Origin of the sequence: Mesorhizobium sp. ISC11, assembly GCF_037162595.1 — a bacterium.
Lineage (GTDB): Bacteria > Pseudomonadota > Alphaproteobacteria > Rhizobiales > Rhizobiaceae > Mesorhizobium > Mesorhizobium ciceri.
The window spans coordinates 4,717,688-4,742,016 of sequence record NZ_JAVSPW010000001.1 but is presented as its reverse complement, the minus strand read 5'-3'; the positions used below and the strand labels follow the sequence as shown (position 1 = coordinate 4,742,016).

At 64.3% G+C, this 24,329-nt stretch carries 23 protein-coding genes; 8 read left to right on the top strand and 15 right to left on the bottom strand.

Annotation, left to right across the window (positions count from 1 at the left end; genetic code table 11):
- Nucleotides 1–40 precede the first annotated feature (40 nt).
- Both RPF88_RS23045 and RPF88_RS23040 read right to left on the bottom strand, forming a co-directional pair.
- Nucleotides 41–901 (bottom strand): ABC transporter permease, encoded by an 861-nt coding sequence (locus RPF88_RS23045; protein WP_013528757.1) that lies wholly within the window; start codon nucleotides 899–901, stop codon nucleotides 41–43.
- Nucleotides 898–1,725: an ABC transporter ATP-binding protein gene (locus RPF88_RS23040; protein ID WP_024504068.1), complete on the bottom strand. Its 828-nt coding sequence runs from the start codon at nucleotides 1,723–1,725 to the stop codon at nucleotides 898–900. Before RPF88_RS23040 ends, RPF88_RS23045 begins: the two co-directional genes overlap by 4 nt.
- 337 nt (nucleotides 1,726–2,062) lie before the next feature.
- On the opposite strand from RPF88_RS23040, the gene RPF88_RS23035 reads away from it, so the two are divergent.
- Nucleotides 2,063–3,007 carry a MurR/RpiR family transcriptional regulator gene (locus RPF88_RS23035; RefSeq protein ID WP_024504069.1) on the top strand — a complete coding sequence of 315 codons (945 nt, stop codon included), beginning with the start codon at nucleotides 2,063–2,065 and terminating at the stop codon, nucleotides 3,005–3,007.
- 114 nt (nucleotides 3,008–3,121) lie between these two features.
- A complete protein-coding gene (locus RPF88_RS23030) occupies nucleotides 3,122–4,909 on the top strand; it encodes an NAD(P)/FAD-dependent oxidoreductase (protein WP_337123272.1) in 1,788 nt (595 codons plus the stop codon).
- A gap of 59 nt (nucleotides 4,910–4,968) precedes the next feature.
- Here the strand turns inward: RPF88_RS23030 and RPF88_RS23025 are convergent, their stop codons facing one another.
- Nucleotides 4,969–6,204 (bottom strand): amidohydrolase/deacetylase family metallohydrolase, encoded by a 1,236-nt coding sequence (locus RPF88_RS23025; RefSeq protein ID WP_224675885.1) that lies wholly within the window; start codon nucleotides 6,202–6,204, stop codon nucleotides 4,969–4,971.
- A gap of 26 nt (nucleotides 6,205–6,230) precedes the next feature.
- Nucleotides 6,231–6,596 (bottom strand): RidA family protein, encoded by a 366-nt coding sequence (locus tag RPF88_RS23020; protein WP_063169591.1) that lies wholly within the window; start codon nucleotides 6,594–6,596, stop codon nucleotides 6,231–6,233.
- 220 nt (nucleotides 6,597–6,816) lie between these two features.
- Here RPF88_RS23020 and RPF88_RS23015 point away from each other — a divergent pair, with 220 nt between their 5' ends.
- A complete protein-coding gene (locus tag RPF88_RS23015; RefSeq protein ID WP_127368512.1) occupies nucleotides 6,817–7,302 on the top strand; it encodes a hypothetical protein in 486 nt (161 codons plus the stop codon).
- Between the two features lie 10 nt (nucleotides 7,303–7,312).
- On the opposite strand, the gene RPF88_RS23010 is transcribed toward RPF88_RS23015, so the two are convergent.
- On the bottom strand, nucleotides 7,313–7,948 hold the full coding sequence (locus tag RPF88_RS23010; RefSeq protein WP_024504074.1) for a methyltransferase family protein: 636 nt from the start codon (nucleotides 7,946–7,948) through the stop codon (nucleotides 7,313–7,315).
- A gap of 247 nt (nucleotides 7,949–8,195) precedes the next feature.
- Between RPF88_RS23010 and RPF88_RS23005 the strand changes: the two genes are divergently transcribed.
- The 3 genes from RPF88_RS23005 (at nucleotide 8,196) to RPF88_RS22995 (ending at nucleotide 11,195) form a co-directional block, all read left to right on the top strand.
- Nucleotides 8,196–8,993: a COG4705 family protein gene (locus RPF88_RS23005; RefSeq protein ID WP_337123908.1), complete on the top strand. Its 798-nt coding sequence runs from the start codon at nucleotides 8,196–8,198 to the stop codon at nucleotides 8,991–8,993.
- Nucleotides 8,994–9,153: 160 nt separating this feature from the next.
- The gene (locus RPF88_RS23000) at nucleotides 9,154–9,828 is read left to right on the top strand and encodes a winged helix-turn-helix domain-containing protein (RefSeq protein ID WP_013528748.1); all 675 of its coding nucleotides are present in this window, start codon (nucleotides 9,154–9,156) and stop codon (nucleotides 9,826–9,828) included.
- Nucleotides 9,825–11,195, top strand: a complete 1,371-nt coding sequence (locus RPF88_RS22995; protein WP_024504077.1) for a HAMP domain-containing sensor histidine kinase — start codon at nucleotides 9,825–9,827, stop codon at nucleotides 11,193–11,195. The genes RPF88_RS23000 and RPF88_RS22995 overlap by 4 nt, the downstream gene beginning before the upstream one ends.
- Before the next feature lie 51 nt (nucleotides 11,196–11,246).
- Here the strand turns inward: RPF88_RS22995 and RPF88_RS22990 are convergent, their stop codons facing one another.
- The gene (locus RPF88_RS22990) at nucleotides 11,247–11,675 is read right to left on the bottom strand and encodes an Lrp/AsnC family transcriptional regulator (protein WP_013528746.1); all 429 of its coding nucleotides are present in this window, start codon (nucleotides 11,673–11,675) and stop codon (nucleotides 11,247–11,249) included.
- A 115-nt stretch (nucleotides 11,676–11,790) separates the two neighbouring features.
- Between RPF88_RS22990 and RPF88_RS22985 the strand changes: the two genes are divergently transcribed.
- On the top strand, nucleotides 11,791–12,894 hold the full coding sequence (locus tag RPF88_RS22985) for a saccharopine dehydrogenase family protein (protein WP_024504078.1): 1,104 nt from the start codon (nucleotides 11,791–11,793) through the stop codon (nucleotides 12,892–12,894).
- A gap of 40 nt (nucleotides 12,895–12,934) precedes the next feature.
- On the opposite strand, the gene RPF88_RS22980 is transcribed toward RPF88_RS22985, so the two are convergent.
- The 5 genes from RPF88_RS22980 to RPF88_RS22960 form a co-directional block, all read right to left on the bottom strand.
- Nucleotides 12,935–13,810: a glycosyltransferase gene (locus tag RPF88_RS22980; RefSeq protein ID WP_024504079.1), complete on the bottom strand. Its 876-nt coding sequence runs from the start codon at nucleotides 13,808–13,810 to the stop codon at nucleotides 12,935–12,937.
- Between the two features lie 172 nt (nucleotides 13,811–13,982).
- Entirely contained in the window at nucleotides 13,983–15,380 is a 1,398-nt protein-coding gene (gene lpdA, locus RPF88_RS22975) for a dihydrolipoyl dehydrogenase (RefSeq protein WP_337123271.1), read from the bottom strand.
- A 201-nt stretch (nucleotides 15,381–15,581) separates the two neighbouring features.
- A complete protein-coding gene (locus tag RPF88_RS22970; protein WP_337123270.1) occupies nucleotides 15,582–16,898 on the bottom strand; it encodes a dihydrolipoamide acetyltransferase family protein in 1,317 nt (438 codons plus the stop codon).
- Nucleotide 16,899: 1 nt separating this feature from the next.
- Nucleotides 16,900–17,913 (bottom strand): alpha-ketoacid dehydrogenase subunit beta, encoded by a 1,014-nt coding sequence (locus tag RPF88_RS22965; RefSeq protein ID WP_013528742.1) that lies wholly within the window; start codon nucleotides 17,911–17,913, stop codon nucleotides 16,900–16,902.
- A gap of 3 nt (nucleotides 17,914–17,916) precedes the next feature.
- Nucleotides 17,917–19,149 carry a 3-methyl-2-oxobutanoate dehydrogenase (2-methylpropanoyl-transferring) subunit alpha gene (locus RPF88_RS22960; protein ID WP_063173413.1) on the bottom strand — a complete coding sequence of 411 codons (1,233 nt, stop codon included), beginning with the start codon at nucleotides 19,147–19,149 and terminating at the stop codon, nucleotides 17,917–17,919.
- Between the two features lie 351 nt (nucleotides 19,150–19,500).
- Here RPF88_RS22960 and holA point away from each other — a divergent pair, with 351 nt between their 5' ends.
- On the top strand, nucleotides 19,501–20,544 hold the full coding sequence (gene holA / locus RPF88_RS22955; protein WP_337123269.1) for a DNA polymerase III subunit delta: 1,044 nt from the start codon (nucleotides 19,501–19,503) through the stop codon (nucleotides 20,542–20,544).
- Nucleotides 20,545–20,589: 45 nt separating this feature from the next.
- Here the strand turns inward: holA and RPF88_RS22950 are convergent, their stop codons facing one another.
- The 4 genes from RPF88_RS22950 to RPF88_RS22935 form a co-directional block, all read right to left on the bottom strand.
- The gene (locus RPF88_RS22950) at nucleotides 20,590–21,378 is read right to left on the bottom strand and encodes a DUF2182 domain-containing protein (protein WP_337123268.1); all 789 of its coding nucleotides are present in this window, start codon (nucleotides 21,376–21,378) and stop codon (nucleotides 20,590–20,592) included.
- Between the two features lie 33 nt (nucleotides 21,379–21,411).
- Nucleotides 21,412–22,038, bottom strand: coding sequence for a DUF1326 domain-containing protein (locus tag RPF88_RS22945; RefSeq protein WP_024504084.1), 627 nt, complete (start codon nucleotides 22,036–22,038; stop codon nucleotides 21,412–21,414).
- Between the two features lie 513 nt (nucleotides 22,039–22,551).
- On the bottom strand, nucleotides 22,552–23,442 hold the full coding sequence (locus RPF88_RS22940) for a ParB/RepB/Spo0J family partition protein (protein WP_013528737.1): 891 nt from the start codon (nucleotides 23,440–23,442) through the stop codon (nucleotides 22,552–22,554).
- Nucleotides 23,443–23,504: 62 nt separating this feature from the next.
- Nucleotides 23,505–24,305, bottom strand: coding sequence for a ParA family protein (locus RPF88_RS22935; RefSeq protein WP_013528736.1), 801 nt, complete (start codon nucleotides 24,303–24,305; stop codon nucleotides 23,505–23,507).
- Nucleotides 24,306–24,329: the final 24 nt, after the last annotated feature.

The following is a 24,329-nucleotide window of genomic DNA, read 5'->3' as shown; positions in this document are numbered from 1 at the left end:
TCTTGCCGCCCGCCTCCCGGGCGCCGTCATATCCCTGTGTTCAAGCCTCCCAGCTCGCCCATTTCTTGCCGATCAGGAAAAACAGCACGTAGATCAGGATGCCTAGCGTCGACAGGATCAGCACCACCGCGAAGAACTGCGGCATCTGGATCATCGACGAATAGGTGGTCAGCCGGTTGCCGAGGCCGAAACCGCCGCCGACCATTTCCGCGCCGACCGCGGTCAGCAGGCCGAAGATGGCGCCGATCATCAGCCCGACCAGGATCATCGGCAGCGCCATCGGCGCGCGGATCTTCCAGAAGATCTGCAGGGTGCTGGCGCCATAGGAACGCGCCAGCGCGATCTTGGCGCTGTCGACGCGGCGAAAGCCTGTCGCCGCATTGATCATCACCATCGGCCCGGCGGCCAGCGCCACCGCGATGATGCGCGGCGTGTAGCCGAAGCCGAAGCGCAGGATCAGAAGCGGCACCAGCGCCAGCATCGGCGTGGTGACCAGAAGCAGGATGTAAGGCGCGACGATCTTCTCTGCGAACGGGAATTGGGTGATGACGGCGGCCAGCACCAGGCCGATGATGGCGCCGATGGTGAAGCCGGACACCAGCTCGACCAGCGTGTAGCCGAGATGCGGCGCGATCAGCGGAAACTCGTCGAACAGCGCATAAGCGATCGAGCTCGGCGGCGGCATGATATAGAGCGGCACGTGGAACAGCCGCAGCGCCAGTTCGATGCCGCCGATGATGATCACCGCCACGGCAAGAATGGCCGCCACCTCCTTGCCCGACTTGATGCCGGGGCCGCTGGCGAAGGCGGAAAGGTTGGTCAGGCTGACCTCGTGGCCATCGCCCGCCTTGGCGCCCGACTTGGACTTTGAGAATTCCGGAATGGCATCGCCCCCGCTCACGGCCTGATCCTCACGATTTCGGCGCTCGGGCGCTCCGGCGCTTTTGGCCGCGTGCGTTCGCCGACAATGTCCATCTTGATCCGGTTGGTGAGGTCGAAGACCTCCTTCGTCGCCATGATCTCCAGCGAACGCGGCCGTGGGAACGGCACGCGGTATTCCTTGGCGACGCGGCCAGGCCGGGCGCTCAGCACCACCACCCGGTCCGAGAGAAAAATCGCTTCCTCAATCGAGTGGGTGATGAAGACGATGGTTGTCTTGGTGTCGAGCCAGATCTCCTCGACCAGCCGGTTCATCTCCTCGCGGGTGAAACTGTCGAGCGCGCCGAACGGCTCGTCCATCAAAAGCACCGAGGGCTTTAGCGCCAGCGCCCGCACGATCGCCGCGCGCTGCTGCATGCCGCCCGACAGCTCGCGCGGAAACTTGCCGCCAAAGCCATCAAGCCCGACCCGGTTGAGCAGATGCGCGATCCACGCCCGATCCGGCTTCTCGCCCTTGATCTCGAAGGGGAAGCGGATGTTGGCGTCGAGGTTGCGCCACGGCAGGAGGTTCGCCTCCTGGAAGACGATGCCAATATCGGGATGCGGACCGGTGATGGCCTTGCCGTCGAGCCGGATCTCGCCACTGGTCAGGCTGTGCAGGCCCGACATCGACCACAAAAGCGTGGTCTTGCCGCAGCCGGAAGGGCCGACGATCGAGACGATTTCATTGACGCTGACATCGAGGCTGCAGCGGTCCAGCGCCAGCAGGTCGCCGGAGGCCGTGTGATAGATCTTGGTCGCTGCCTGCACGCCAAGCTTCGGCTTTTTTGCATCGCCCGTGTTCATCTGCCCCCCGGGAAGATTGCGCGATGATCCATTGGCTCATCCCCAGCGAAAATCAGTCTGTAACTATCCTACTTTCCTGTCAAGCGCCGACGATAGCAGCCGTATCACGAAAATCGATTAGTATACCTATCGTCTTGTTTTACCGTCGGTTTTACGGCCTTGAAATGCATGTTGCTTTCCTACATACTTCGGAACTGACACGGACCGGAGAGGAACGGAGGAAGGTGAGCTTTCCCCAACGACACGCTGCGGTTGCGATCCGGTTGGGCACGTGGAGCCAGGGCGTGCAAACATGCTAAGACGACAGCCTCGCAACCCAGGGAGAGACCAGGACCCCATGACCGACGCTGGCAGCCAGGACGAGCCTGTTCCAGGCCCCGATACCGAGGGGCGCGATCCTGTCCGGCGCATCCCCGACATCATCTCGCTGGTCAAGGATTCCTACAGCGAATTGCGCCCGGCCGAACGGCGTGTCGCCGATGTCGTTCTCGACGACGTCAAATATGCCGTCGACGCCTCCAACGCCGCCCTTGCCCAGCGCGCCGGGGTCAGCGAACCGACGGTGACCCGGTTCTGCCGCGCCATCGGCTGCGAGGGCGTGCGCGATTTCAAGCTGAAGCTGGCGCAGAGCCTCGTCGTCGGCGCGCTCTACCTGGCCAAGTCGCCTTCCGTCAGCAATGACAATGGCATGCCGTTCTGGAACGCCGTGTTCGGCGAGGCGCGCCGGGCGCTGCAGGAGGCCGAGCGGCAGCTCGACCCGGCCCAGCTGCAGAAAGCCGCCGAGCTGATCGCCAAGGCGCGCCAGGTCACGGTCTTCGGCCTCGGCGGCAGCTCCTCGGCGCTGGCGCAGGAAACCCAATACCGGCTGTTCCGCTACGGCATAACAGTCAGCGCCCAGTGCGATCCCTATCTGATGCGCATGACCGCCTCGACGCTCAAGCCCGGCGATCTGGTGATCGCCATTTCGGCGACGGGACGCACCCGCGAGGTGATCGAGGCCGTCGAACTCGCCAAGCATTACCGCGCCAATGCGATCGCCGTGACCGCGCCCGACACCGAGCTCGCCCGCACCTGCGACGTCAGGCTGACGGTGGCGGTGCCGGAATATCCCGACACGCTGAAGCCGACGGCATCGCGCTTCGCCTTTCTGGCAGCGATCGACCTGCTGGCGGTGGCCTCCGCCTACAAGCTCGACGGCTCGGCCCGCGAGACGGTGCGCCGCATCAAATACAATGCCCAGATCCACCGCACCGGCAAAGAGATGGAGCCGCTCGGAGACTAGCTCCCTTCTCCCCGTTCACGGGGAGAAGGTGCCGGCAGGCGGATGAGGGGCAGCGCCGGGTTCGAAAGTTGCCATTCCAACACAGATTAGACGCACGCAGGAAGAGGGAAAGAGATGCTCGAAATAGCACCGACGAAACAGGCAGCCGCATGGCTCGAATCCCTGGCGCAGGCACTCGCAGCCGGCGACGTGGCCGATGCGAGCAACCTGTTCGTCGACGATTGCTACTGGCGCGATCTCCTGACCTTCACCTGGAACATCACGACCATGGAAGGCCGCGCGGCGATCGCCGACATGCTGGCGACGACGCTGGCGACGGCCAAGCCGAGCGCGTGGCGGCTGACCGGCGAGGCGACCTCGGACGACGGCACCATCGAGGCCTGGTTCAGCTTCGAAACCGTGGTGGCCAGGGGGGAGGGCATCATGCGGCTGCGCGACGGCCGCTGCCGGACATTGTTCACGGCGATGGCCGACCTCAAGGGCTTCGAGGAGCGCAAGGGCGCGGCGCGGCCGCTCGGCGTGCGCCACAAGGCCGATCCCCAGCGCGAGACCTGGTCGGAGGCGCGGGCGCGCGAGACGCGCGAACTCGGCACTGATGAACAGCCCTACTGCCTGGTCATCGGCGGCGGCCAGGGCGGCATCATGCTGGGGGCGCGACTGCGCCAGCTCGGCGTGCCGGCCATCGTCATCGAGAAGAATGCCAGGCCGGGTGACTCCTGGCGCAACCGCTACCGCACGCTCGTGCTGCACGATCCGGTCTGGTACGACCATCTGCCCTACATTCCCTTCCCCGAAAACTGGCCGGTGTTCACGCCCAAGGACAAGATGGGCGACTGGCTGGAAATGTATACGCGCGTCATGGAGCTCAACTACTGGGTCGCCACCAAATGCCTCAGCGCCAGCTATGACGAGGCCGAAAAAGTCTGGACCGTGGTCGTCGACCGCGTTGGCCGGCAGATCACGCTGAAGCCCAAGCACATCGTCTTCGCCACCGGCGCCTACGGCCCGCCACGGCGGATCGATCTGCCGGGTGCCGGCCGGTTCAAGGGCGAGTTGCTGCACTCCAGCCAGTATGCCAGCGGCGACAAATTCCGCGGCAGGAAAGTCGCCGTCATTGGCGCTGCAAGCTCCGGCCACGATGTCTGCGTCGACCTCTGGGAGAGCGGCGCCGAGGTCACCATGATCCAGCGTTCGCCGACGACAGTGGTCAAGTCGGACACGCTGATGGAAGTCGGCTTCGAGATCTTCTCGGAAGACGCACTGGCGCGCGGCATCACCACCGAGAAGGCCGACATGATCGTCGCCTCGACGCCGTTCGCGCTGGTGCCCAAGGGCCAGCGGGCGCTTTACGAGGTGATCAAGGCGCGCGACGCGGCCTTCTACGACCGCCTGCGCGCCGCCGGCTTCGCCATCGATTTCGGCGACGACGAGACCGGCCTGTTGATGAAGGCCTACCGCACCGGCTCCGGCTACTACATCGATGTCGGCGCCTCCGACCTGATCATCGACGGCAAGATCGGCATCCGCAGCGGCGTCGCCATCAAGTCGCTGACCCCGAGCGGCATCCTGTTCGAGGACGGAACCGAACTGGCCGCCGACGCCATCATCGCCTGCACCGGCTATCAGTCGATGAACGAGAATGTCGCCGCGATCGTCTCGCGCGAAGTCGCCGACAAGGTCGGCCCGTGCTGGGGTCTTGGCTCCGGCGTCAAGGGCGACCCCGGCCCCTGGCAAGGCGAGCTGCGCAATATGTGGAAGCCGACCGCCCAGGAAGCGCTCTGGTTCCACGGCGGCAATCTGGCGCTGTCGCGCTTCTATTCGAAATATGTGGCGCTGCAGATCAAGGCGCGGATGGAAGGCATTGAGACGCCGGTTTACGGGGCGGTGAGCAACGCCGGGTAAAGTCGACCCCCATTCGCCAAGCGCACAGTCCCAAGACAGGCACAAGCTGGCGAGATCAGCTAGTCGTGCCGATGCCCAAAGTGCCTCGCCGCAACCTCGACATGGGTATGCGCGGCATGCGCCACAAACCGCTCAGTCTCGCTGACATCGTTGACCGCATCGTTCGGCCACCAGGTGCCGCCGATAACGATGCCTTCGCACACCAGTCTCTGATCAGCGACCAATGACGCGCCGACCGCGTCGACGAAGGTGAAGCGGCCCGGGCGCTGACGGAGCACGGCGACGTCGCCGACCGTGCCGATGGCCAGTGTGCCCAGGTCAGGCCGCGCGATCGCCTGCGCCGGCGCTTGCGTGGCGGCGCGCAGGACCTCGACCAGCGGCATGCCGAGCGCCAGGAGCTTCGACATGCAGACGAGGATGTCGAAGGCGGGACCGTCGACGCAGTAGAGATGCACGTCGCTCGAGATCACGTCGGGCGCCAGCCCTTCTTCGAGCATGGCGCGGGCGACGGCGAAATCGAACGAGCCCATGCCGTGGCCGATGTCGAAGATGACGCCGCGCTCGCGCGCCAGCCGCATGTCGGGCCGCACCGCGCCGGAGGCGAACACCGGCGCATTCGGGAAAGGCCGGAAGCAATGGGTGAGAATGTCGCCCTTGCGCAGGCGCGGCAGCACTTCCGAGCGGCCGGGCGGCGGTTCGTCGATATGCGCCATCAGCGGCAGGCCGGCCTGGTCGGCGGCCTCCAGCGCCAGATCCACCGGCGCGATGCCGCTGGTGCCGCCGGCATGCTTGCCCGAGCGAACCTTTACGCCGACCACGACATCGCGGTGCTCGCGCACCGCAGCCACAACCTCGCGCGGCTCGCAGAGCCTGAGATCGCTACACTCGCCGACCGACACCGTCTGCGAGAAGCCGAAAATGCCGGCAAAGGAAATGTTGACATAGGCCAGGATGCGAACCTTCGAGCGCTCCATGACATGGCGGCGGAAGCCGAGGAAATTGCCGGCGCCCGCACTGCCGGCATCGATGAAAGTGGTGGTGCCGCTCTTGGCGGCCAGCCGGTCGGCATCGACGCCAAGCGACGTGCCGCCCCAATAGACGTGGCTGTGCAGGTCGACCAGGCCCGGCGTGACGATGCAGCCGGCGGCATCGACGATCTGCGCGGCGCTGTCCGCCGGGATATCGGCGTCGACCGCGGCAACGCGGCCATTGGCGATGGCGACATCGCGCAGCGCGTCGAGGCCAGCGGCCGGATCGATCAGCCGTCCGCCCTTCAGCAGGAGGTCGAATTGCATGGAGTAACCTCCGCTCGTTGCTTTGCTTACAGAGGCCGATAGGCGACCGCCTCGACCTCGATCTTGATATCGATCATCAGCCGCGATTCGACCGTGGTGCGGGCCGGCGGGTTCTTCGGAAAGTGCCTGGCATAGACGGCGTTGAAGGCGCCGAAATCGCGCGCGTCTTCCAGCCACACGGTGGTCTTCACCACATCGTCCATGGTGCAGCCGGCCAGCGCCAGCGCGGCCTTGACGTTGGCGAGCACCTGCTCGGTCTGTTCCGATATGCCGCCCTTGACCACGATGCCGTCGCTGCCGACGGGGACCTGGCCCGAGACATAGACGAGATCGCCGGCCCGCACGGCGGGCGACAACGGCACATGCGACGTTCCAAAACACTGTTTCGGCAAGGGACGAGCCTCCTCTGATGACAGGACGGGGTGCCATTGCGGCGCCCGCTTCGATCGACATTTACGCCGATCCGGCCGATCCTCATAGGGGCCTTGTTGGAAAGCAACATTCTTGGAAATCTGCGTTGCTTTATTACAAGAGCCCTTGCATCGTACGCGCTGACGGGCGGCTTGGAAGCCGCACCGCATAGACGGATTTGCCAGAGCGGAGACAGCAGCAATGACCTACGACAAGAACCCGTTTCCATCAGGCGATGCCGATCGCCACGCGCTCTGGGAAATGCTGGTGCGGCGCGACATCGACGCTTTCATCGGCCAAGACTGGGCCATGGTCGAGGACGATTTCGTCGCCGAGAGCTTCTTCGGCATGCATGCGCATTTCCTGCACAACGCCGACGCCTGGCGGCTGCAGTTTCCAAGGCTCGAAGTCTATCGCGACGAATGGCTGCGCCAGGCCGAAGAGACGGCGGCGACCAAATTCGCCGAGCCGCTGCGCGAGGCGCTGTTTCGCGTCACCAACATGCGAGACATCGACGTCGACGGCGACCGCGCCGTGCTGCACAAGAAATTCGACGGCTCGGTCGCCAAGGCGGACGGCAGCGTCGACCGGCTGAAATGGCAGACGCTGTATTTCTGCAGCAAGGTCGGCGGAAGCTGGAAGATATCAGGCTTCGTCGGCTACATGCCGCATCCGCTCGGCAGCTAGAGCCAGCTGATCAGTAGAGCGTGACGAAGGCCGGAAACAGCATGCCGGTCGCCCGGAAATGCTCGACCAGTTCGATGGCCGGGAAGATGGCGAGGAAATAGAGCCCGTCGAAAAACGTGCGCTTCAAAGCCCGCGTCGAGAACTGCAGTTCGTCATCGTCGCGGTAGAGCAGCGGGTTTGGCCAGAACCGGGGCGTGCTCTTGGTGTAGGCAAGATAGGCTGGGCCGAACTTGCCGAGCAGAAATTCGGCTTCCTTGCGCGCCGTGACGCGAAAGATGAAAAAGCTGGCAAGGCCCAGCGCCACGGCCGCCATCAGCGAGCCGTAGAGCAATCCAATGCCGACCGCGCCGACCGTCGAGAAGAAATAGAGCGGGTTCTGCGTGGTCGAGAACGGTCCCGTCGAGACCAGTTCCTCGTTCTTCTTGCCGCCGACATAGAGAATGCTCCACAGCCGCCCGACGACACAGACGAGCACCAGGCAAAAGCCGAAGAATTCGATCGTTTCGTGCCCGTCGGAGCCCTCGCTCAGCCCCGGCTTGGTGAGAAACAGCAGCAACACCGCCAGCGCCGCCGCAACCCGCACGAAGATCAGGCGCTTGCGCTGGTCGAAGGCCTGGGAAACCGGCTTGAGGGTAGCGTAGGTCATTTGGTGTTTCCTGGGGCACTGACGGGTGCCCGTGAGCAATGGGCATGACATTGATGGCGGATGAAAGGCGCACGCCCTCTATCGGCGCAGCGCCGGGCGTTCGTAAAGGACCTTTGCGCGGCCCACGCCCATTCTTACGAATTTGTATGCCGCCGGACAGGCCGGCGTGAGCTCGTTTGCTTACGCTGCGCGGATCGCCACCGCCACCGCCACCGCCACCGCAACCGTCGACCTCAGGACTTCAGCCATGCTCGCGCCCAACAGGCAACAACCCGCCCCACCGAGCCACAACAGGGTTCCCGACGTCACTCTCGACTTCTGGGTGATCAAGTTGATGGCGGTCACCACCGGCGAGACTGCGGCGGACTATCTTGCCGACACGATCGGGCTTGGGCTGACCGTCACCTCGCTGATCATGACCGGCATCCTGATCGCTGCCCTCGTCCTGCAGTTTGCGCAGAAGCGTTACGTGCCGTGGGCCTACTGGCTGGCGGTGGTGCTGATCAGCATCGTCGGCACCCTGGTGACGGACAATCTCGTCGACACTTTCGGCGTGCGCCTGCAGACCACGACCATCGCCTTCTCGGTTGCGCTCGCCGCGACATTCGCGGTCTGGTACGCCAGCGAACGGACGCTGTCGATCCACACCATCTTCACCACCAGGCGCGAAATCTTCTACTGGCTGGCGATCCTCTTGACCTTCGCGCTCGGCACCGCCGGCGGCGATCTCGTCGCCGAAAGCTTCGACATGGGCTACCTCACCACAGGCCTGCTGTTCGGCGGCGCCATCGCGCTCATCGTGCTGGCCTACTGGCTGCTCAATCTCGACGGCATCCTGGCCTTCTGGCTCGCCTATATCCTGACGCGGCCGCTCGGCGCCTCCTTCGGCGACCTGCTGTCGCGGTCGGCCAGGTATGGCGGCCTGGGCTTCGGCACCATCTTCACCAGCCTGCTCTTCCTCGGCTGTATCATTGCGCTCGTCCTGCACATGACCCTGAAGGGGACAACCGACGAAGCCGATGAACTGTTGCTGGACCTGGACTAGGTGCAGGGCGGATGCGCTAGCATTGACAATTGCCGAAAACCCCACCGCTTCGGCCAATCGTGAACGTTCTAGCGCCACCATGCCTGCGCCTTCGTGACATCCTAGGAACAAGCCCGTGCCGGTGATAGCCTCTCCATCTCGGCAACGGACCGGACCTTTCATGCGACTGCTTCTCGTCGAGGACGACCACAGGACGGCCGACTATATCGTCAGGGGACTGACCGAGGCCGGCCATGTCTGCGACCTCCTGCGCAACGGCCATGACGGGCTGTTCGCGGCGACCCGGGGCAAATACGACGTGATCGTCGCCGATCGGATGATCCCCGGTCTCGACGGCCTGTCGATGGTCAAGGCGGTGCGCGCCGCCGGCGTACGCACGCCGGCGATCTTCCTCACCTCCGTCGGCGGCATCGACGACCGCGTCGAGGGGCTCGAGGCAGGCGGCGACGACTATCTGGTCAAGCCCTTCGCCTTTTCCGAACTCCTCGCCCGCATCAATGCGCTTGGCCGGAGGCCGGCGGCGCAGGAGCAGAAAACCGTCCTGCGGGTCGCCGACCTCGAAATGGACCTGATCATGCGCCGCGTCACGAGGCGGGGCCAGCCGATCGACCTGCAGCCGCGGGAGTTCAGCCTGCTGGAAGTGCTGATGCGCGGCGAAGGCCGCGTCATCACCCGCACCATGCTTCTGGAGCGTGTCTGGGATTTTCATTTCGATCCCAGGACCAGCGTCGTCGAGACCCATATCAGCCGGCTGCGGGCCAAGGTCGACAAGCCCTTCGAAACCCAGCTCATCCACACCGTCCGCAACACCGGCTACAGCCTGCACGCGCCATGACCGGAACCTGGTCCCGCCTGCTGCGCAGCACGCCATTCCGGCTTGCCCTGACCTTCGCCTTCCTGTTCGTGCTGGCCTTCGTCCTGTCTGGCGCCATCGTCTACCAGATGATGAGCGCCGATCTTGCCGAGCGGCTCGACGACACCATCAAGGAAACCTACGCGGTCGTCGCCGCGACCTATGCCGAGAACGATCTCAAGGAGCTGGTTGAGACCGTCGGCAGCCACTCCCTGCGCAGCCTCAAGAAGGAGCAGCTGTTTTCGTTGACCGACGCAACGGGCAATCGCCTGGCCGGCAACTTCACCGCGGCAGGGCTTCCCGACGGCTTCTCGATGTTCGACACCGAAATGCCCGGCGTGCCGCCCGGCGCCGAGTACCGCGCCTATTCCGGCCCGGTCGGCGGCAACACGCTGACCGTCGCCTTCAGCCTTTCCGAGACGGAGGAGCTGGAGAGGATCGTGCTGATGAGCTTTGGCTGGGGAACCCTGATCATCACCGGGCTGGCGGTCGCCGGCGGCGCCCTGCTCGCCTCGCGCGTCCAGCGCCGTCTCGACGGCATCGCCGCCACCATGGTGGATGTCTCGCATGGACGGCTGGACACCCGCATTCCGCTGACCGGCAAGGGTGACGACATCGACATCGTCTCCAGCCAGGTCAATGCCGCGCTCGACCGCCTGTCGGCGCTGGTCGAAGGCATGAAACAGGTCAGCGCCAACATCGCCCACGATCTGAAGACGCCGCTCAACCGGTTGCAGATGATCCTCGACACCGCGTCGGAAAAGAACCTGTCGGGCCGGAAAATCGCCGCTGAACTGGCGGAGGCGCATGCCGAGAGCCTGCAGATCAACGAGACCTTCGATGCCCTGCTGCGCATCGCGCAGATCGAGGCCGGCGCCCGCCGGGCGCGGTTCACCGATGTCGATCTGGGCGAGGTGCTGCAAACCATCGCCGAGATCTATGCCGATGTTGCCGAGGACGACGGAAAGTCGCTGTCGTTGGCGCAACCACAGGAAACGACGGACCGGATCCATGGCGATCGCGAGCTGCTGACGCAGATGTTCGCCAATCTGGTCGAGAACGCGTTGCGCCATTGTCCATCGGGCACGACGATAAAGCTGTCGGTGGCGCGCCAGGACGAACGCGTCGTTGCGGGCGTCGCCGACAACGGTCCCGGCATTCCGGCGGCAGAGCGCGAGAAAGTGTTCCAGCGGCTCTACCGGCTGGACCACAGCCGCTCGACATCAGGCAGCGGCCTCGGGCTCAGCCTTGTCCGGGCCATCGCCGATCTGCACGGCGCATCGATCACGCTCGAGGATTGCCGACCGGGACTTGCGGTGGTGGTGCGTTTTCCGCTGGCTACGGATTAGCCGGCGAAACGGCTGGTGCTGTTCAAGCCCAGCTTGGGTTGAGAGGTCCCCTCACCTATCTATCCGCGTCGACAGGATGATCGACGACAGCGTCCGCTCGACTCCATCCATGGCGCCGATCTGGTCGAGCAGCATGTCGAGGTCGCGGATCGATGGCGCATCGACGATGACGATCATGTCGAAATTGCCGCTGACCGAATGCAGCGTCCTGACCGTCGCCAAACCGCGCAGGCCGCGCACCACCTTGTCGGCAAGCTTGGGCGTCACGGTGAGCAGCACATGCGCCCGCACCAGCCCCTGCTCATAATCCGGCGCCAGCCGCACGCCGTAGCCTGATATGATGCCGCGCTGCTCCAGCCGTTCGATCCGGCTCTGCACGGTTGTCCGCGAGACGCCAAGCCGCCGCGCCAGCTCGGCGGTCGAGGCGCGCGCATTCTCGCGCAGCAGCGAAAGCAGGGTCTGTTCGGCATCGCTGAGCATTTCGACGATTCTTCTCGGCGGACTGACCAATCAATGGGTTCGTTTCGTACAGAATCACGCTTCCTTTCGACGAGCAAGCTGCGAATCTGTGCTCACAACCAGTGAGGGATTTGTCATGAAGAAAATTGTCGTTGTCGGCGCCGGCAAGATCGGCTCGACCATTGCCGAGATGCTCGCCGCCACGGGAGATTATCAGGTCACGCTCGTCGACCGCTCGGCAGCACAGCTCGCAGCGGCCGAAGTCCCGGCCACGGTTGCGACGCTGGAGCTCGACATCGAAGCGTCCGGCACGCTTGAAGCCGCACTCGCCGGCAAATTCGCGGTGCTCAGCGCCGCTCCCTTCCATCTGACCACCCGCATCGCCGAGGCGGCGGCCAGTGCCGGCGTGCACTATCTCGACCTGACCGAGGACGTCGTCTCGACCCGCCGCGTCAAGGAATTGGCGCGTTCGGGCAGAAGCGCCTTCATTCCGCAATGCGGCCTGGCGCCGGGCTTCATCTCGATCGTCGCCAACGATCTCGCCAGCCGGTTCGATTCGCTGGAAAGCGTGCGCATGCGCGTCGGCGCCCTGCCGCAATACCCGTCCAACGCGCTGAACTACAATCTCACCTGGAGCACCGACGGCGTCATCAACGAATATTGCGAGCCCTGCGAGGCGATCGTCGAGGGCGAGCTGGTCGAGGTGCCGCCGCTGGAAGAGCGCGAGGAGTTCTCGCTCGACGGCGTCACCTACGAGGCATTCAACACCTCCGGCGGCCTCGGCACGCTGGCCGAGACGCTGAAGGGCAAGGTGCGCACGCTCAACTACCGCACCATCCGCTACCCCGGCCACGCCGCGATCATGAAGGCGCTGCTCAACGACCTCGGCCTGCGCCATCGCCGCGACGTGCTGAAGGACATTTTTGAAAGCGCCCTGCCGGCGACATTGCAGGACGTCGTCATCGTCTTCGTCACCGTCTCCGGCCGCAAGAACGGCCGCCTGCTGCAGGAGACCTACGCCAACAAGGTCTATTCCCAGCGTATCGGCCAGGTGGTGCGCAGCGCCATCCAGATCACCACGGCGTCCGGCATCTGCGCCGTGCTCGACATGCTGGCCGACGGCAGCCTGCCGGCGACCGGCTTCATCAAGCAGGAAGACATCGCGCTGGACGCATTTCTAGCCAACCGTTTTGGCCGCGCCTATGCCCAGCACGAAATGGTGAGCCGGCTGGCGGGGTGAAGCGCATAATCTCCCGCTTGAGGGGGAGATTAGCATCGAGCTATTTCCGCAAGACCATCGGCCGCCCAAGCAGAAACCGGACAAAATTGCCGGCGTTGCGCGAGGCCTTGGCCGAAGTCTGCGGCATCTGCTTTTGTGTAGTCTCTTTTCGAGCCGGCGCGCGCGCATTTGTCTCGGCACCGGGCCGGCCCACGGTGAAAGCCGGCTCCGCGACCGGCTTGCCGCGCAAGACATTGGCTGCATTGTTGTCATGAATGACGATGCACCATTGAGCCTCCTTCGAGGCCGCCCCGACAGTGTTGAAACGCGTCGCCATCTTCGTGTGCTCGTCGCAATAGACCCCGTTCATGGACGGTGATCGCTTCTCGACCAGAGTGCCGAAGGCCGACGTTGGATATTCGTGCTGCGTGTAGTGGTTGGTTGCCGCATCGAAATTCTGGCCGTGCGGAAAGGCGATATAGAGCGGTTGCTGGTTCACCTCGCCCTTGGCGATTTCCCGGCGCGCGTAGAAATCGACACGCTCCATGAAGGTCGGCGCCAGCGCGTCATCGCTGTCGAGCCGAGTCAGCAAAACAAATTCGGCATCCGTGTCGCTTTGGACAAACGCATTGAAGGCGACATTGTAGTTCTCGCCGGCCTTGATGAGAACCGGCCTGACATCAATCCCGGCCGCGCAGCCGCAGACGATCCGGATGTAGTTCTCATGTGTTTCGGAATCGAACGCAATCAGGACCGTAAAGTCCTTCTGCGACTGGCCCTCGAGCGACGGCGCGCAATAGGTGTCGAACAGCGCCAGCCGCTCGACCAGCCACACCGGGTCGAGATTGGCTCTGCCGTGTCCATTCCATTGGCTCGGCATGAAGCCGGTGGCGGTGTTGTAGCGAATCGCCACGTATTTCTTCAGGTCGGTGCTCATGGGAGGAGACTAGAGCATGATCCCGAAGGGTGGAATCCGGTTCTCGGAAAACATGGTACGCGGCACTTTCCCGCCAATCGCTTTGGTCGCGCCTAGATGAGCGGCTGGCGAGTTGATCGATGGGCTGGCGAGGGAAGGAAGAGAGCCGACTCGAACAGGTTCGCCCCTTTCCTCAAATATGCAGCGCGTGTCCCAGCGCCTTCAGCGCTGCTTCCTGGAACCCTTCGCCCTGCGTCGGATGGGCATGGATGGTGCCGGCGATGTCCTCCAGCCGCGCGCCCATCTCCAGCGCCAGCCCGAACGCCGCCGCCAGTTCCGACACACCCTGCCCGACCGCCTGGATGCCGAGCACCAGATGGTTGTCGGCGCGGGCCAAGACGCGGACAAAGCCGTCCTCGCCCAGCTTCGTCATCGCCCGGCCGTTGGCCGCCAACGGGAACATGCCGATCTTGATCTCGCCGCCGAGCGCCTTGGCTTCTTCCGGCGAAAGACCAGCGGTCACCAGTTCGGGATCGGTGAAGCAAACGGCGGGTATCGAACGCTTGTCCCAGCTGCGCTTGTGGCCGGCAACGATCTCGGCGACCATCTCGCCCTGCGCCATCGCCCGGTGCGCCAGCATCGGCTCGCCGGTGACGTCGCCAATGGCGAAGATGCCGCGCATCGAGGTGCGGCACTGGTCGTCGATGCGGATGAATTTGCCGGCCATGTCGAGGTCGATCTGCTCGAGCCCCCAGCCTTCGGTCACCGGCTTGCGCCCGACCGTGACCAGGATTTTTTCGGCGGCGACCTTGGCGCTTTTGCCGTCCGAGGTCTCGACCAGCAACGCGTCACCCTTGGTTGAAAGCCCCTTGGCCTTGGCGCCCAGCATCACCTCGACGCCGAGCGCGGTGAGCCGCTTGACCACCGGCCGGGTCAGCTCCGCATCATACTGCGCCAGCACGCGAGGCAAGGCCTCGATCACGGTCACCTCAGCGCCCATCTTGGCAAATGCCATGCCGAGTTCCAGCCCAATATAGCCGCCACCGACGACCGCGAGATTTTTCGGCACGTCGCTGAGCGCCAGCGCCTCGGTGGACGAAATCGCCCGACCGCCAAACGGCAGGAACGGCAGCTCCACCGGCGCCGAACCGGAGGCGATGACGATCGTTTCGGCCCGGATCACCTGCACGCCCGTCTCGGTCTCGACCGCGACCGTCTTGCCGTCGCGAAAGCTCGCCCAGCCATGCACGGTTTTCACGCCTGCCTTCTTGAGCAGGCCGGCGACGCCACTGTTGAGCCGGCTGACGATGCCGTCCTTCCAGGCGACGGTCCGGGCAAGATCGAGCGTCGGCGCGGTGACCGAAATGCCGAGCGGGCTCTTGCCGCCCGCCATGTGCGACACCTTCTCGAACTCCTCCGCCGCATGGATCAGCGCCTTGGACGGGATGCAGCCGACATTGAGGCAGGTGCCGCCCGGCTTGCCGGCCTCGACGATCACCGTATCGACGCCGAGCTGTCCGGCCCGAATAGCGCAGACATAGCCGCCGGGCCCGGCGCCGATGACGAGCAGCTTGCAGGAGATTTCTTTCATGATGGCACGCTCTTTCTGGTGGCGAAGGCCCCCTCATCCGGCCGCTTCGCGGCCACCTTCTCCCCGGTGGGGAGAAGAGGCGAGCACAGACGCCGGCGACCTCCTCTCCCCTCGGGGAGAGGTCGGATTGCCCCGAATTGCCCTTCGCAATTCGGTTTTGGCAATCCGGGTGAGGGGGCCCTTGCGACCGTTCTCATCCCCTCAATCCACGAAAATCAGCGCCGGCGTTTCCAGCAGCGTCTTGATCCGCTGGATGAACACCGCCGCATCCCACCCATCGATCACCCGATGGTCGAAGCTCGACGACAGGTTCATCATCTTGCGCGGCATGAACTGGGTGCCGTCCCACACCGGCCGCACCATCATCTTGTTGACGCCGACGATCGCCACTTCCGGATGGTTGATGACCGGCGTCGTCGCCACGCCGCCCATGGCGCCGAGCGAGGTGATGGTGATGGTCGAGCCGGACAGCTCGTCGCGTGTTGCCGTGCCGGACTTGGCCGCCTCGGCCAGCCTGATGACCTCGGCGCCGCAATCCCAGATGTCGCGCGCCTCGGCGTGCTTGACCACCGGAACCACCAGCCCCGACGGCGTCTGTGCGGCGATGCCGATATGGATGCCGCCATGCTGATGGACGATGCCGGCCTCGTCGTCGAACAGGGAGTTGAGATTGGGCTGGTCCGCGATCGCCTTGACCATCGCCCGCATCAGGAACGGCAGCAGCGTCAGTTTCGGCCGCTCCACGCCAGGACGCTTCTCCTTGTTGAGCGCCGCGCGCAATTCCTCCAGTGCGGTGACGTCGATCTCCTCGACATAGGTGATGTGCGGAATGCGCGATTTGGACAGCGACATCTTCTCGGCGATCTTGCGCCGCAAGCCGACCACCTTGATATCCTGCACAGCATCGTTGCGGGCGAGGCCGGATGCCTTTGCGACCTGCGGCCCGCGCGCCAGGAACGCTTCGATGTCCTCATGGCCGATGCGACCGGCCGGACCGGATCCGGCAACCTGCCTGAGATCGATGCCGGCTTCTTTTGCCCGCAGACGAACGGCCGGCGACGCCAGCGGTCTTTCGCCTCCAGGCCGCGGCGTGCCGGAGACGGAAGGCTGCGCCGTGCTTTTCTGTGAGGCTGCCGGTTTCGCCTTGGGCTCGTCGCTCTTTACCGACGTCTTCACGACCGGCGCAGCAGCCTCGGGCTTCGGGGTCGGAAGTTTTGCCGGAGGCTCAGCGGACACCGCTTCCGCTTCGGCGCCTTGCGGCTTGGCGTTGCCCTCGCCCGCCACCTTCAGCCGCACGATGGGCGAGCCGATGGCCACCGTGTCGCCGATCTCGGCGCCCAGCCACAGGATCTCGCCATCGACCGGCGAGGGGATTTCAACCGTCGCCTTGTCGGTCATGACGGCGGCAAGCACAGTGTCCTCGCGGACGATATCGCCGACCTTGACGTGCCATTCGACCAGCTCGGCCTCGGCGACGCCTTCGCCGACATCGGGCAGCTTGATGATGTGTTCGCCCATCTCAGGCTCCCATGGTTTCAAGCAAGGCACGGCCAACGCGAGCGGGACCGGGAAAATAATCCCACTCCTGCGCATGCGGATAGGGCGTGTCCCAGCCGGCAACGCGAGCAACCGGCGCTTCGAGGTGATAGAAACAGTTTTCCTGCACCAGCGCCGACAGCTCGGCGCCGAAGCCCGAGGTCAGCGTCGCCTCATGCACGATGACGCAGCGCCCGGTCTTTTTCACCGAGGCGACGATCGTATCGAGATCAAGCGGCAGCAGGGTCCTGAGGTCGATGATCTCGGCATCGATGCCGGTTTCTTCGACAGCCGCCTGCGCGACATAGACCATGGTGCCGTAGGCGAGCACGGTGAGGGCCGAGCCTGCCCTGCGGATCGCCGCCTTGCCGAGCGGCACCGTGTAGTGGCCGTCGGCCACCTCGCCCAGCTCATGCTTCGACCAGGGCGTCACCGGCCGGTCGTGATGACCATCGAACGGACCGTTGTAGAGCCGCTTCGGCTCGAGGAAAATCACCGGATCCGGATCCTCGATCGCCGCGATCAAAAGCCCCTTGGCGTCATGCGGGTTGGACGGCACCACCGTCTTCAGCCCCGACACATGGGTGAACAGCGCCTCAGGGCTCTGGCTGTGCGTCTGGCCGCCAAAAATGCCGCCGCCGGTCGGCATGCGCACCACGATCGGGCAGGTGAAATCGCCGTTGGAGCGGTAGCGCAGCCTGGCTGCTTCCTGGGTCAGCTGGTCGTAGGCCGGGTACATGTAGTCGGCAAACTGAATTTCCACGCACGGCTTCAACCCATAGGCGGCCATGCCGATGGCCGAGCCGACAATGCCGGATTCGTTGATCGGCGCATCGAAGCAGCGGCTCTTGCCGTATTTGGCCTGCAAGCCCTGCGTGCAGCGGAAGACGCCACCGAAGAAGCCGACGTCCTCGCCGAACACGACGACTTTCTCGTCGCGCCCCATCGACACATCCATGGCATCGCGAATGGCTTCGATCATGGTCCGTCTCGGCATGGCTCAGACTCCCGCCTGTTGGCGCTGGCGTCTGAGATGCGGCGGCATCTCGGCGTAGAGCCCTTCGAACATGTCGCGCGTCGACGGCTTGCCGCCGGCATGCAGCGTGCCGTGGCCTTCGGCTTCCTTCTGCGCCGCGATAACCGTGTCGAGGATTTCCGCCTCGGCCTGCGCGTGACGCTCGTCCGACCAGACACCGAGCGCGATGAGATGGTTCTTCAGCCGCACGATCGGGTCGCCGAGCGGCCAAGCGTCGGATTCTGTCTTCGGCCGGTAGGCGGACGGGTCGTCCGAGCTCGAATGTGCGCCGGCACGGTAGGTGACATATTCGACCAGCGTCGGCCCGAGATTGCTGCGCGCCCGCTCCGCCGCCCATTTGGCCACGGCGTGGACGGCGAGATAGTCGTTGCCGTCGACGCGCAGTGACGGGATGCCGAAGCCGAGGCCCCTCGCCGCGAACGTGCCCGAACCGCCGCGCGCGATGCCTTGAAAGGTCGAGATTGCCCACTGGTTGTTGACGACATTGAGCACGACCGGCGCCTTGTAGGTGGAGGCGAACACCAGCGCCGAATGGAAATCGGACTCGGCCGTCGAGCCGTCGCCGATCCACGCGGCTGCGATGCGCGAATCGTTCGATATCGCCGAGGCCATCGCCCAGCCGACCGCCTGGATGTACTGCGTCGCCAGATTGCCGGAGATCGAGAAGAAGCCGTGCTCCTTCGACGAATACATGACCGGCAATTGCCGGCCCTTCAGCGGGTCGGCTTCGTTGGAATAGATCTGGTTCATCATCGTGACCATCGGGTAGCCATCGGCAATCAGCAGCCCGGCCTGGCGATAGGTCGGAAAGTTCATGTCGCCCGGCGCCAGTGCCTTGCGGAAGGCGCAAGCCACAGCCTCTTCGCCCAGATGCTGCATGTAGAACGAGGTCTTGCCCTGCCGCTGCGCCATCTGCATGCGCGCATCGAAGGTCCGCAGCGTCATCATGTGGCGCAGGCCGGTGAGAAGCTCGTCGCTGGACAGCAGGCCGGCCCACGGGCCGACGGCCTCGCCAGTGCGGTTCAGCACGCGGATGATCGAGAAGGCATGATCGCGGATGCTGCGCGGATCGACATCGATGTCAGGACGCGGCACCGAGCCGGCCTTGGGGATCGGCACATTGGAAAAGTCAGGCGTGCCACCCGGCCGCACTTCCGGCTCCGGAACGTGGAAACGCAACATCCCAGCATCGGCCATGACCTTTGTCCTCCAATGTTGCCCGGAACAGATATTTGCATATCTGCGCCGCCAGTGCGAATTCGTCGGGTAGCCTGCGGACGTCGGTCCCGGCCACGCCGGCCGATCCAGCCTCCCACACCCAAGATGAAGATATGTCCGCGAAATTTCTTGTCGATGTTGGGCGGTGGCGCGCAATTAGAGGGAAGGTTGGGCGAGGTTTGCCGGCAGATAAGGTGATTGGTCGACGAACTCGCGCCTTTCCTCTCCCCCGTCGATCGGGGGAGAGGTGTCGAGCGAAGCTCGACGGAGTGGGGGTCGACCGTTCGCCCAAGCTGGATGCCGCCCCCACATCATGCTAACCAGCCCGCCATGGCACAGAAGAAAGCATATGAGGTCGATGGCTGGCTCGCGAAGCCGGACCAGCGGATCTCCATCGTCCTGCTTTACGGCCCCGATCGCGGCCTCGTCTCCGAGCGAGCAAAGGCCTTTGCCGGCAAGACCGGCCTGCCGCTCGACGATCCCTTCTCGGTGGTCAGGCTGGAAGGTTCGGAGGTCGACCGAGACGAGGGCCGGCTGCTCGACGAGGCCCGCACCGTGCCGATGTTTTCCGACCGGCGCCTGCTGTGGGTGCGCAATGCCAGCGGCCAGAAAGCATTGGCCGACGACGTCAAGGCGCTGACGGCGGAGCCCGCGCGCGATGCGATCATTCTCATCGAGGCCGGCGACCTCAAGAAAGGTGTCGGCCTGCGCGCCATCGTCGAGGCGGCCGACAACGCCATGGCCCTGCCTTGCTATGCCGATGAAGCCCGCGACATCGACACCGTCATCGACGGCGAACTGGGCAGGGCCGGCATGTCGATGACCATGGAAGCGAGACAGGCGCTGCGCCGCAATCTCGGCGGCGACCGGCTGGCCTCGCGCGGTGAGATCGAGAAGCTTGTGCTCTACGCCCATGGCCAGACCGAGATCGGCCTGGAGGAGGTCAAAGCGATGTCAGGTGATGTCTCCGGCGCGTCTTTCGACGACGCGGTCGACGCGCTTCTCGAAGGCAAGATCGGCGACTTCGACACCGCCTTCACCCGCCATTGCCAGTCCGGCGGCCAGCCCTTCCTGGTGCTGTCCTCGGCAATGCGGCAGTTGCAGCAGATCCAGATCATGCGCGGCCAGATGGAGTCCGGCAACCGCAACGCCGCCTCGGTCGTTGCCGCCGCCCGCCCGCCGGTGTTTTTCTCCAGGCGCAAGCTGGTGGAGAAAGCGCTGGAACGCTGGAGCACCGAAGCGCTCGGCCGCGCACTGACCCGGCTGCAGACGGCGGTGCTGCAGACCAGGCGGCGGCCGGATCTTTCCGTCGCGCTGGCAAGACAGGCGCTGCTTGGCATTGCGGTGGAGAGCAGCAGGTTGGCGCGGAGGTAGGAGAGCGATCCTCCTCTTCTCGGCGCCGAGCGCTGCCTCCATCGGTCAATTCATTGTCATAGCGCCCACCTGCTGGAAGGTTGGCAGCGCCTGTGGAAAGACCAGCACCGCCGCGCCGTAAAGAAGCAGAGCGATACCCGACACCTTTGCGATCCCACCTCCTGACGGGAGGGTCTTTTCCGCAAAGATCAGCAAGGTGACCACGGCCATTGCGGCGACGTTCATGATCCCGAGAGGAAAGAGGGCGAGAAACAAAAGCCAGCAGCAGCCCAGGCAAAAAAGTCCATGCTCCAGGCCCATGCGAACCGCACCCCAATAACCATCGCGCCATGAGGTCAGGATGAAGCCGATCGGCGTGCGGCATTTGGCCAGACACAGATCTTTCAGTGGGGAGAGTTGATAGGCGCCCCCAATCATCAGCAGCGCGCCGCCGATACGCGCGGCCGTCGCAGCGGACAATCCCACATGCCCGGCAAGCATCTCCGCACCCGCCGCACCGGCAAAGGCGATAAAGCCCATCACGCCCCAAACCAGCATATACCCGGCCACGAACACCCAGCTCGAGACAAAGGTCTCGCCCCGGCTCTGTTTGCCGGCCTGGACCTGGTGAAACGTCAGGATCATGGGCGCGGCCGTCGGAAACATCATGGCAATCATCATGATCATCCAGATGGCAAGAAACAGCGGCGCCTTCATACCCATGGTGAGTGCGTACATTTCCATGCGCATGTCCGCGTCCATGCCCATCTGCTGCCAGACAAGCAGGGTCCACGCCGCCGCAGCGATAGCGATCAGCAGCGCGAGAATGATGTATCGCTGCAACGTCGGGGCCATGGACGAGGTCGTTCCGTGCTACGCTGCCAACGGCTACTGCTGCCCAGACCAATTGATCGGAGCGTAATGTCCGTTTCGGCGGGAATTGTCCCAGCTCATGCCATGATCGCTGAATGTACTGCCTTCCGCCCCCATCGCCAGGGCGAGCCAATCGGGATTGACAGGATGGCCGGTGGCCGCCCACATCTGCCCGTCCTCGCGCATTGTCGGCAGCGGCTCGACCGCCATCTGCATGACGCCCGCAATCTCCGCCGACCGCTTCTTGCCGTCTATCCGGTAGCTTATCGGCACCTTCTTGGCGCCAAGATTCGTGCCAATCATGGGGGCCAGCACCGCCATAGGGCCGCCCGCAGCGCCGGTGAAGATGGCACCTAGCGCCTCTGTTTGCCTGTCATCGGCCCGTTCGTCGATATAGGCGGCGGCCGTCCAATTGCCGTTTGCCATAGGACCCGGCGTGTGAGCGACCATCGCGACACTGAGCCCATCCAATCGAACGTCGCCGTAGTTGCCCGTGTTGATATGAAAGACCAAACCGACGTCGCAAACACCTTTCGTCGGCTTCGATGTCAGCTGCGCGTTGGTGGACAGCAGACAAGGACATACGACATCGCAGCTACAATTTTCGAAGTAACTTCCGGACAATTGCCAACGGACTGCCATTTGCACCTCCCACTTGCGTCAGGCGCGTCGGCATATCGCATTGGCGGGGCGGTGCCATTTCACGATTGTTGTAGGAACGGCAAATAGCCCCCGCCTCGACTGACCGGCACGCTAGGGCACATAATTTAAGCCATATCTAATATAGGTTACGCCGTTGCCTGGCACTGTCAAGCCGCGAGCGGCAGGGCTGGCGGCAGGCGCTGCTTGGGATCGCGGTTGAGAGCGCGAGGCTGGGGAGCGAGCCTGATCTCCCCCTCGAGGGGGGAGATGTCGCCGAAGGCGACAGAGGGGGCCGCCGCGCGTGGGGCGCTGACCTCTTCTTCGTTCCCGCAGGGGCCCGGCGCTTGATGTGGGGCGACCCCCTCTGGCCTGCCGGCCATCTCCCCTCAAGGAGGGAGATTCGCGGCGTCACCGATTTCGCCAATCACCAGCGCCCCAAAAGGAAAAGGCCGGCCAAACGGCCAGCCCTTTCCACATGCGCAATCTCCGGTCTCAATATACTTCGCCGGCTAACTAACGTTCCTGCTTCAGCCTTCTGCACAGCTCATCAAGCTGCTCCAGCGACCGGTATGAAACCCGCAAAGTGCCGCCCTTGCCCTTGTGATCCACTGACACAATCATGCCGATCGTATCGGTCAACAGCTTTTCCAGCGCCAGCGTATCGGCGTCCTTTTGCTCCGGACTTGGCGCCGGCTTGGCTTCCTTGGTGCTGCTGGTGCCGGCCGGTATCTGGGCCAGCGCTTCGGCCTGGCGTACCGAAAGGCCCTCTTCGACGATACGCTTGGCAAGGCCGGCCGGATCTTCCGCCGTCACCAGCGTGCGGGCATGGCCCGCCGACAGCGCGCCGTCGACCAGCATGTCGCGGATCACGTCCGGCAGCTTCAGGAGCCTGAGCGTGTTGGCGACATGGCTGCGGCTCTTGCCGATCACCTGGCCGAGATCGGCCTGGGTGTAGCCGTGCTCATCGATCAGCTGCTGGTAGCCAAGTGCTTCCTCGACCGCATTGAGGTCGGTGCGCTGGACGTTTTCGATGATCGCCAGCTCGAGCGCGGTGCGGTCGTTGACCTCGCGGATGATGACCGGGATCTCGGACAGCCCGGCGCGCTGTGCCGCCCGCCAGCGCCGCTCGCCGGCGATGATCTCGTAACGGCCGGCCTGTGCCGGCGAAGGGCGCGCCACCACCGGCTGGACGACGCCGTGTTCGCGGATTGACTGGGCAAGGTCGGTCAGCTCGGCGTCGCCGAAATGCCGCCGCGGATTCTTCGGATTGGGGGTCAGGAACTCGATCGGCACCTTGCCGTCGGCGCTCATGCCTGGTTTTTCAGGCGCAGCTGGGCGATCGATCTCGCCGATCAGCGCCGCCAGCCCACGCCCCAGTCTCTTTCTCGAAAGGTCTTCGCTCATCTTTATTCCAGGTTCCGGATCGTTTCGGTATCGAATCGGCTCTTAATTTGCAGGGAGTCTAATCAAGCGGCGCGTAACTTGCGCTCGCGGCGGATCACTTCCGACGCCAGTTGCAGATAGGCCTGGCTGCCCGAGCATTTCAGATCGTAAAGGATCGCCGGCTTGCCGTAGGACGGCGCCTCGGACACCCGCACATTGCGCGGGATGACGGTCTCGTAGACCTTGTCGCCCATATGCGCCCGCACATCCTGCACCACCTGGTTGGCGAGATTGTTGCGGCCGTCATACATGGTCAGCACGATGCCTTGGATGGTGAGATCCGGATTGATCGAGCGGCGCACCTGCTCGACCGTCTCCAGCAATTGGCTGAGACCTTCGAGCGCGAAGAACTCGCATTGCAGCGGCACAAGAACAGAATCAGCCGCAGCCATTGAATTCAAAGTCAAAAGGTTGAGCGAGGGCGGGCAATCGATCAGCACATAGCCAAAGGGTGCGCCGCGCTCGGTCGCGGCGCGCAGCGCATTACGCAACTTGAGCACCCGGTCGGGCGCGGAGGCGATCTCCATTTCAATGCCGAGCAGGTCGAGCGTCGACGGCACGATCGACAGGCCGGGCACCGCCGTCGGGATGGCCGCGGCCTCCAGCTCCAACTCGCCGGTCAGCACGTCATAGGACGAGACCGTCCGATCCTTGCGGTCGATGCCGAGGCCGGTGCTGGCATTTCCCTGCGGATCGAGATCGACGATCAGCACCTTTTCGCCGATCGCGGCCAGCGCGGTCGCCAGATTGATGGCGGTGGTTGTCTTGCCGACGCCGCCTTTCTGGTTGGCTACGGTGATGATTCGGGGGCCATTCTTCATCATGGGTTTATGCCAGAAATTCATTTT

Excerpts from the sequence above, each read along its gene's own strand:
- RPF88_RS22940 (WP_013528737.1), bottom strand. The coding sequence starts at position 23,442 with ATGAGCGAAGACCTTTCGAGAAAGAGACTGGGGCGTGGGCTGGCGGCG.
- RPF88_RS22985 (WP_024504078.1), top strand. The coding sequence starts at position 11,791 with ATGAAGAAAATTGTCGTTGTCGGCGCCGGCAAGATCGGCTCGACCATT.
- RPF88_RS23015 (WP_127368512.1), top strand. The coding sequence starts at position 6,817 with ATGACCTACGACAAGAACCCGTTTCCATCAGGCGATGCCGATCGCCAC.
- RPF88_RS23000 (WP_013528748.1), top strand. The coding sequence starts at position 9,154 with ATGCGACTGCTTCTCGTCGAGGACGACCACAGGACGGCCGACTATATC.
- RPF88_RS22995 (WP_024504077.1), top strand. The coding sequence starts at position 9,825 with ATGACCGGAACCTGGTCCCGCCTGCTGCGCAGCACGCCATTCCGGCTT.
- holA (WP_337123269.1), top strand. The coding sequence starts at position 19,501 with ATGGCACAGAAGAAAGCATATGAGGTCGATGGCTGGCTCGCGAAGCCG.
- RPF88_RS22980 (WP_024504079.1), bottom strand. The coding sequence starts at position 13,810 with ATGAGCACCGACCTGAAGAAATACGTGGCGATTCGCTACAACACCGCC.
- RPF88_RS23010 (WP_024504074.1), bottom strand. The coding sequence starts at position 7,948 with ATGACCTACGCTACCCTCAAGCCGGTTTCCCAGGCCTTCGACCAGCGC.
- RPF88_RS22970 (WP_337123270.1), bottom strand. The coding sequence starts at position 16,898 with ATGGGCGAACACATCATCAAGCTGCCCGATGTCGGCGAAGGCGTCGCC.
- RPF88_RS22935 (WP_013528736.1), bottom strand. The coding sequence starts at position 24,305 with ATGATGAAGAATGGCCCCCGAATCATCACCGTAGCCAACCAGAAAGGC.
- RPF88_RS22960 (WP_063173413.1), bottom strand. The coding sequence starts at position 19,149 with ATGGCCGATGCTGGGATGTTGCGTTTCCACGTTCCGGAGCCGGAAGTG.
- RPF88_RS23005 (WP_337123908.1), top strand. The coding sequence starts at position 8,196 with ATGCTCGCGCCCAACAGGCAACAACCCGCCCCACCGAGCCACAACAGG.
- RPF88_RS23040 (WP_024504068.1), bottom strand. The coding sequence starts at position 1,725 with ATGAACACGGGCGATGCAAAAAAGCCGAAGCTTGGCGTGCAGGCAGCG.
- RPF88_RS22990 (WP_013528746.1), bottom strand. The coding sequence starts at position 11,675 with ATGCTCAGCGATGCCGAACAGACCCTGCTTTCGCTGCTGCGCGAGAAT.
- RPF88_RS23025 (WP_224675885.1), bottom strand. The coding sequence starts at position 6,204 with ATGCAATTCGACCTCCTGCTGAAGGGCGGACGGCTGATCGATCCGGCC.
- lpdA (WP_337123271.1), bottom strand. The coding sequence starts at position 15,380 with ATGAAAGAAATCTCCTGCAAGCTGCTCGTCATCGGCGCCGGGCCCGGC.
- RPF88_RS22950 (WP_337123268.1), bottom strand. The coding sequence starts at position 21,378 with ATGGCCCCGACGTTGCAGCGATACATCATTCTCGCGCTGCTGATCGCT.
- RPF88_RS23035 (WP_024504069.1), top strand. The coding sequence starts at position 2,063 with ATGACCGACGCTGGCAGCCAGGACGAGCCTGTTCCAGGCCCCGATACC.
- RPF88_RS22945 (WP_024504084.1), bottom strand. The coding sequence starts at position 22,038 with ATGGCAGTCCGTTGGCAATTGTCCGGAAGTTACTTCGAAAATTGTAGC.
- RPF88_RS23030 (WP_337123272.1), top strand. The coding sequence starts at position 3,122 with ATGCTCGAAATAGCACCGACGAAACAGGCAGCCGCATGGCTCGAATCC.
- RPF88_RS22965 (WP_013528742.1), bottom strand. The coding sequence starts at position 17,913 with ATGCCGAGACGGACCATGATCGAAGCCATTCGCGATGCCATGGATGTG.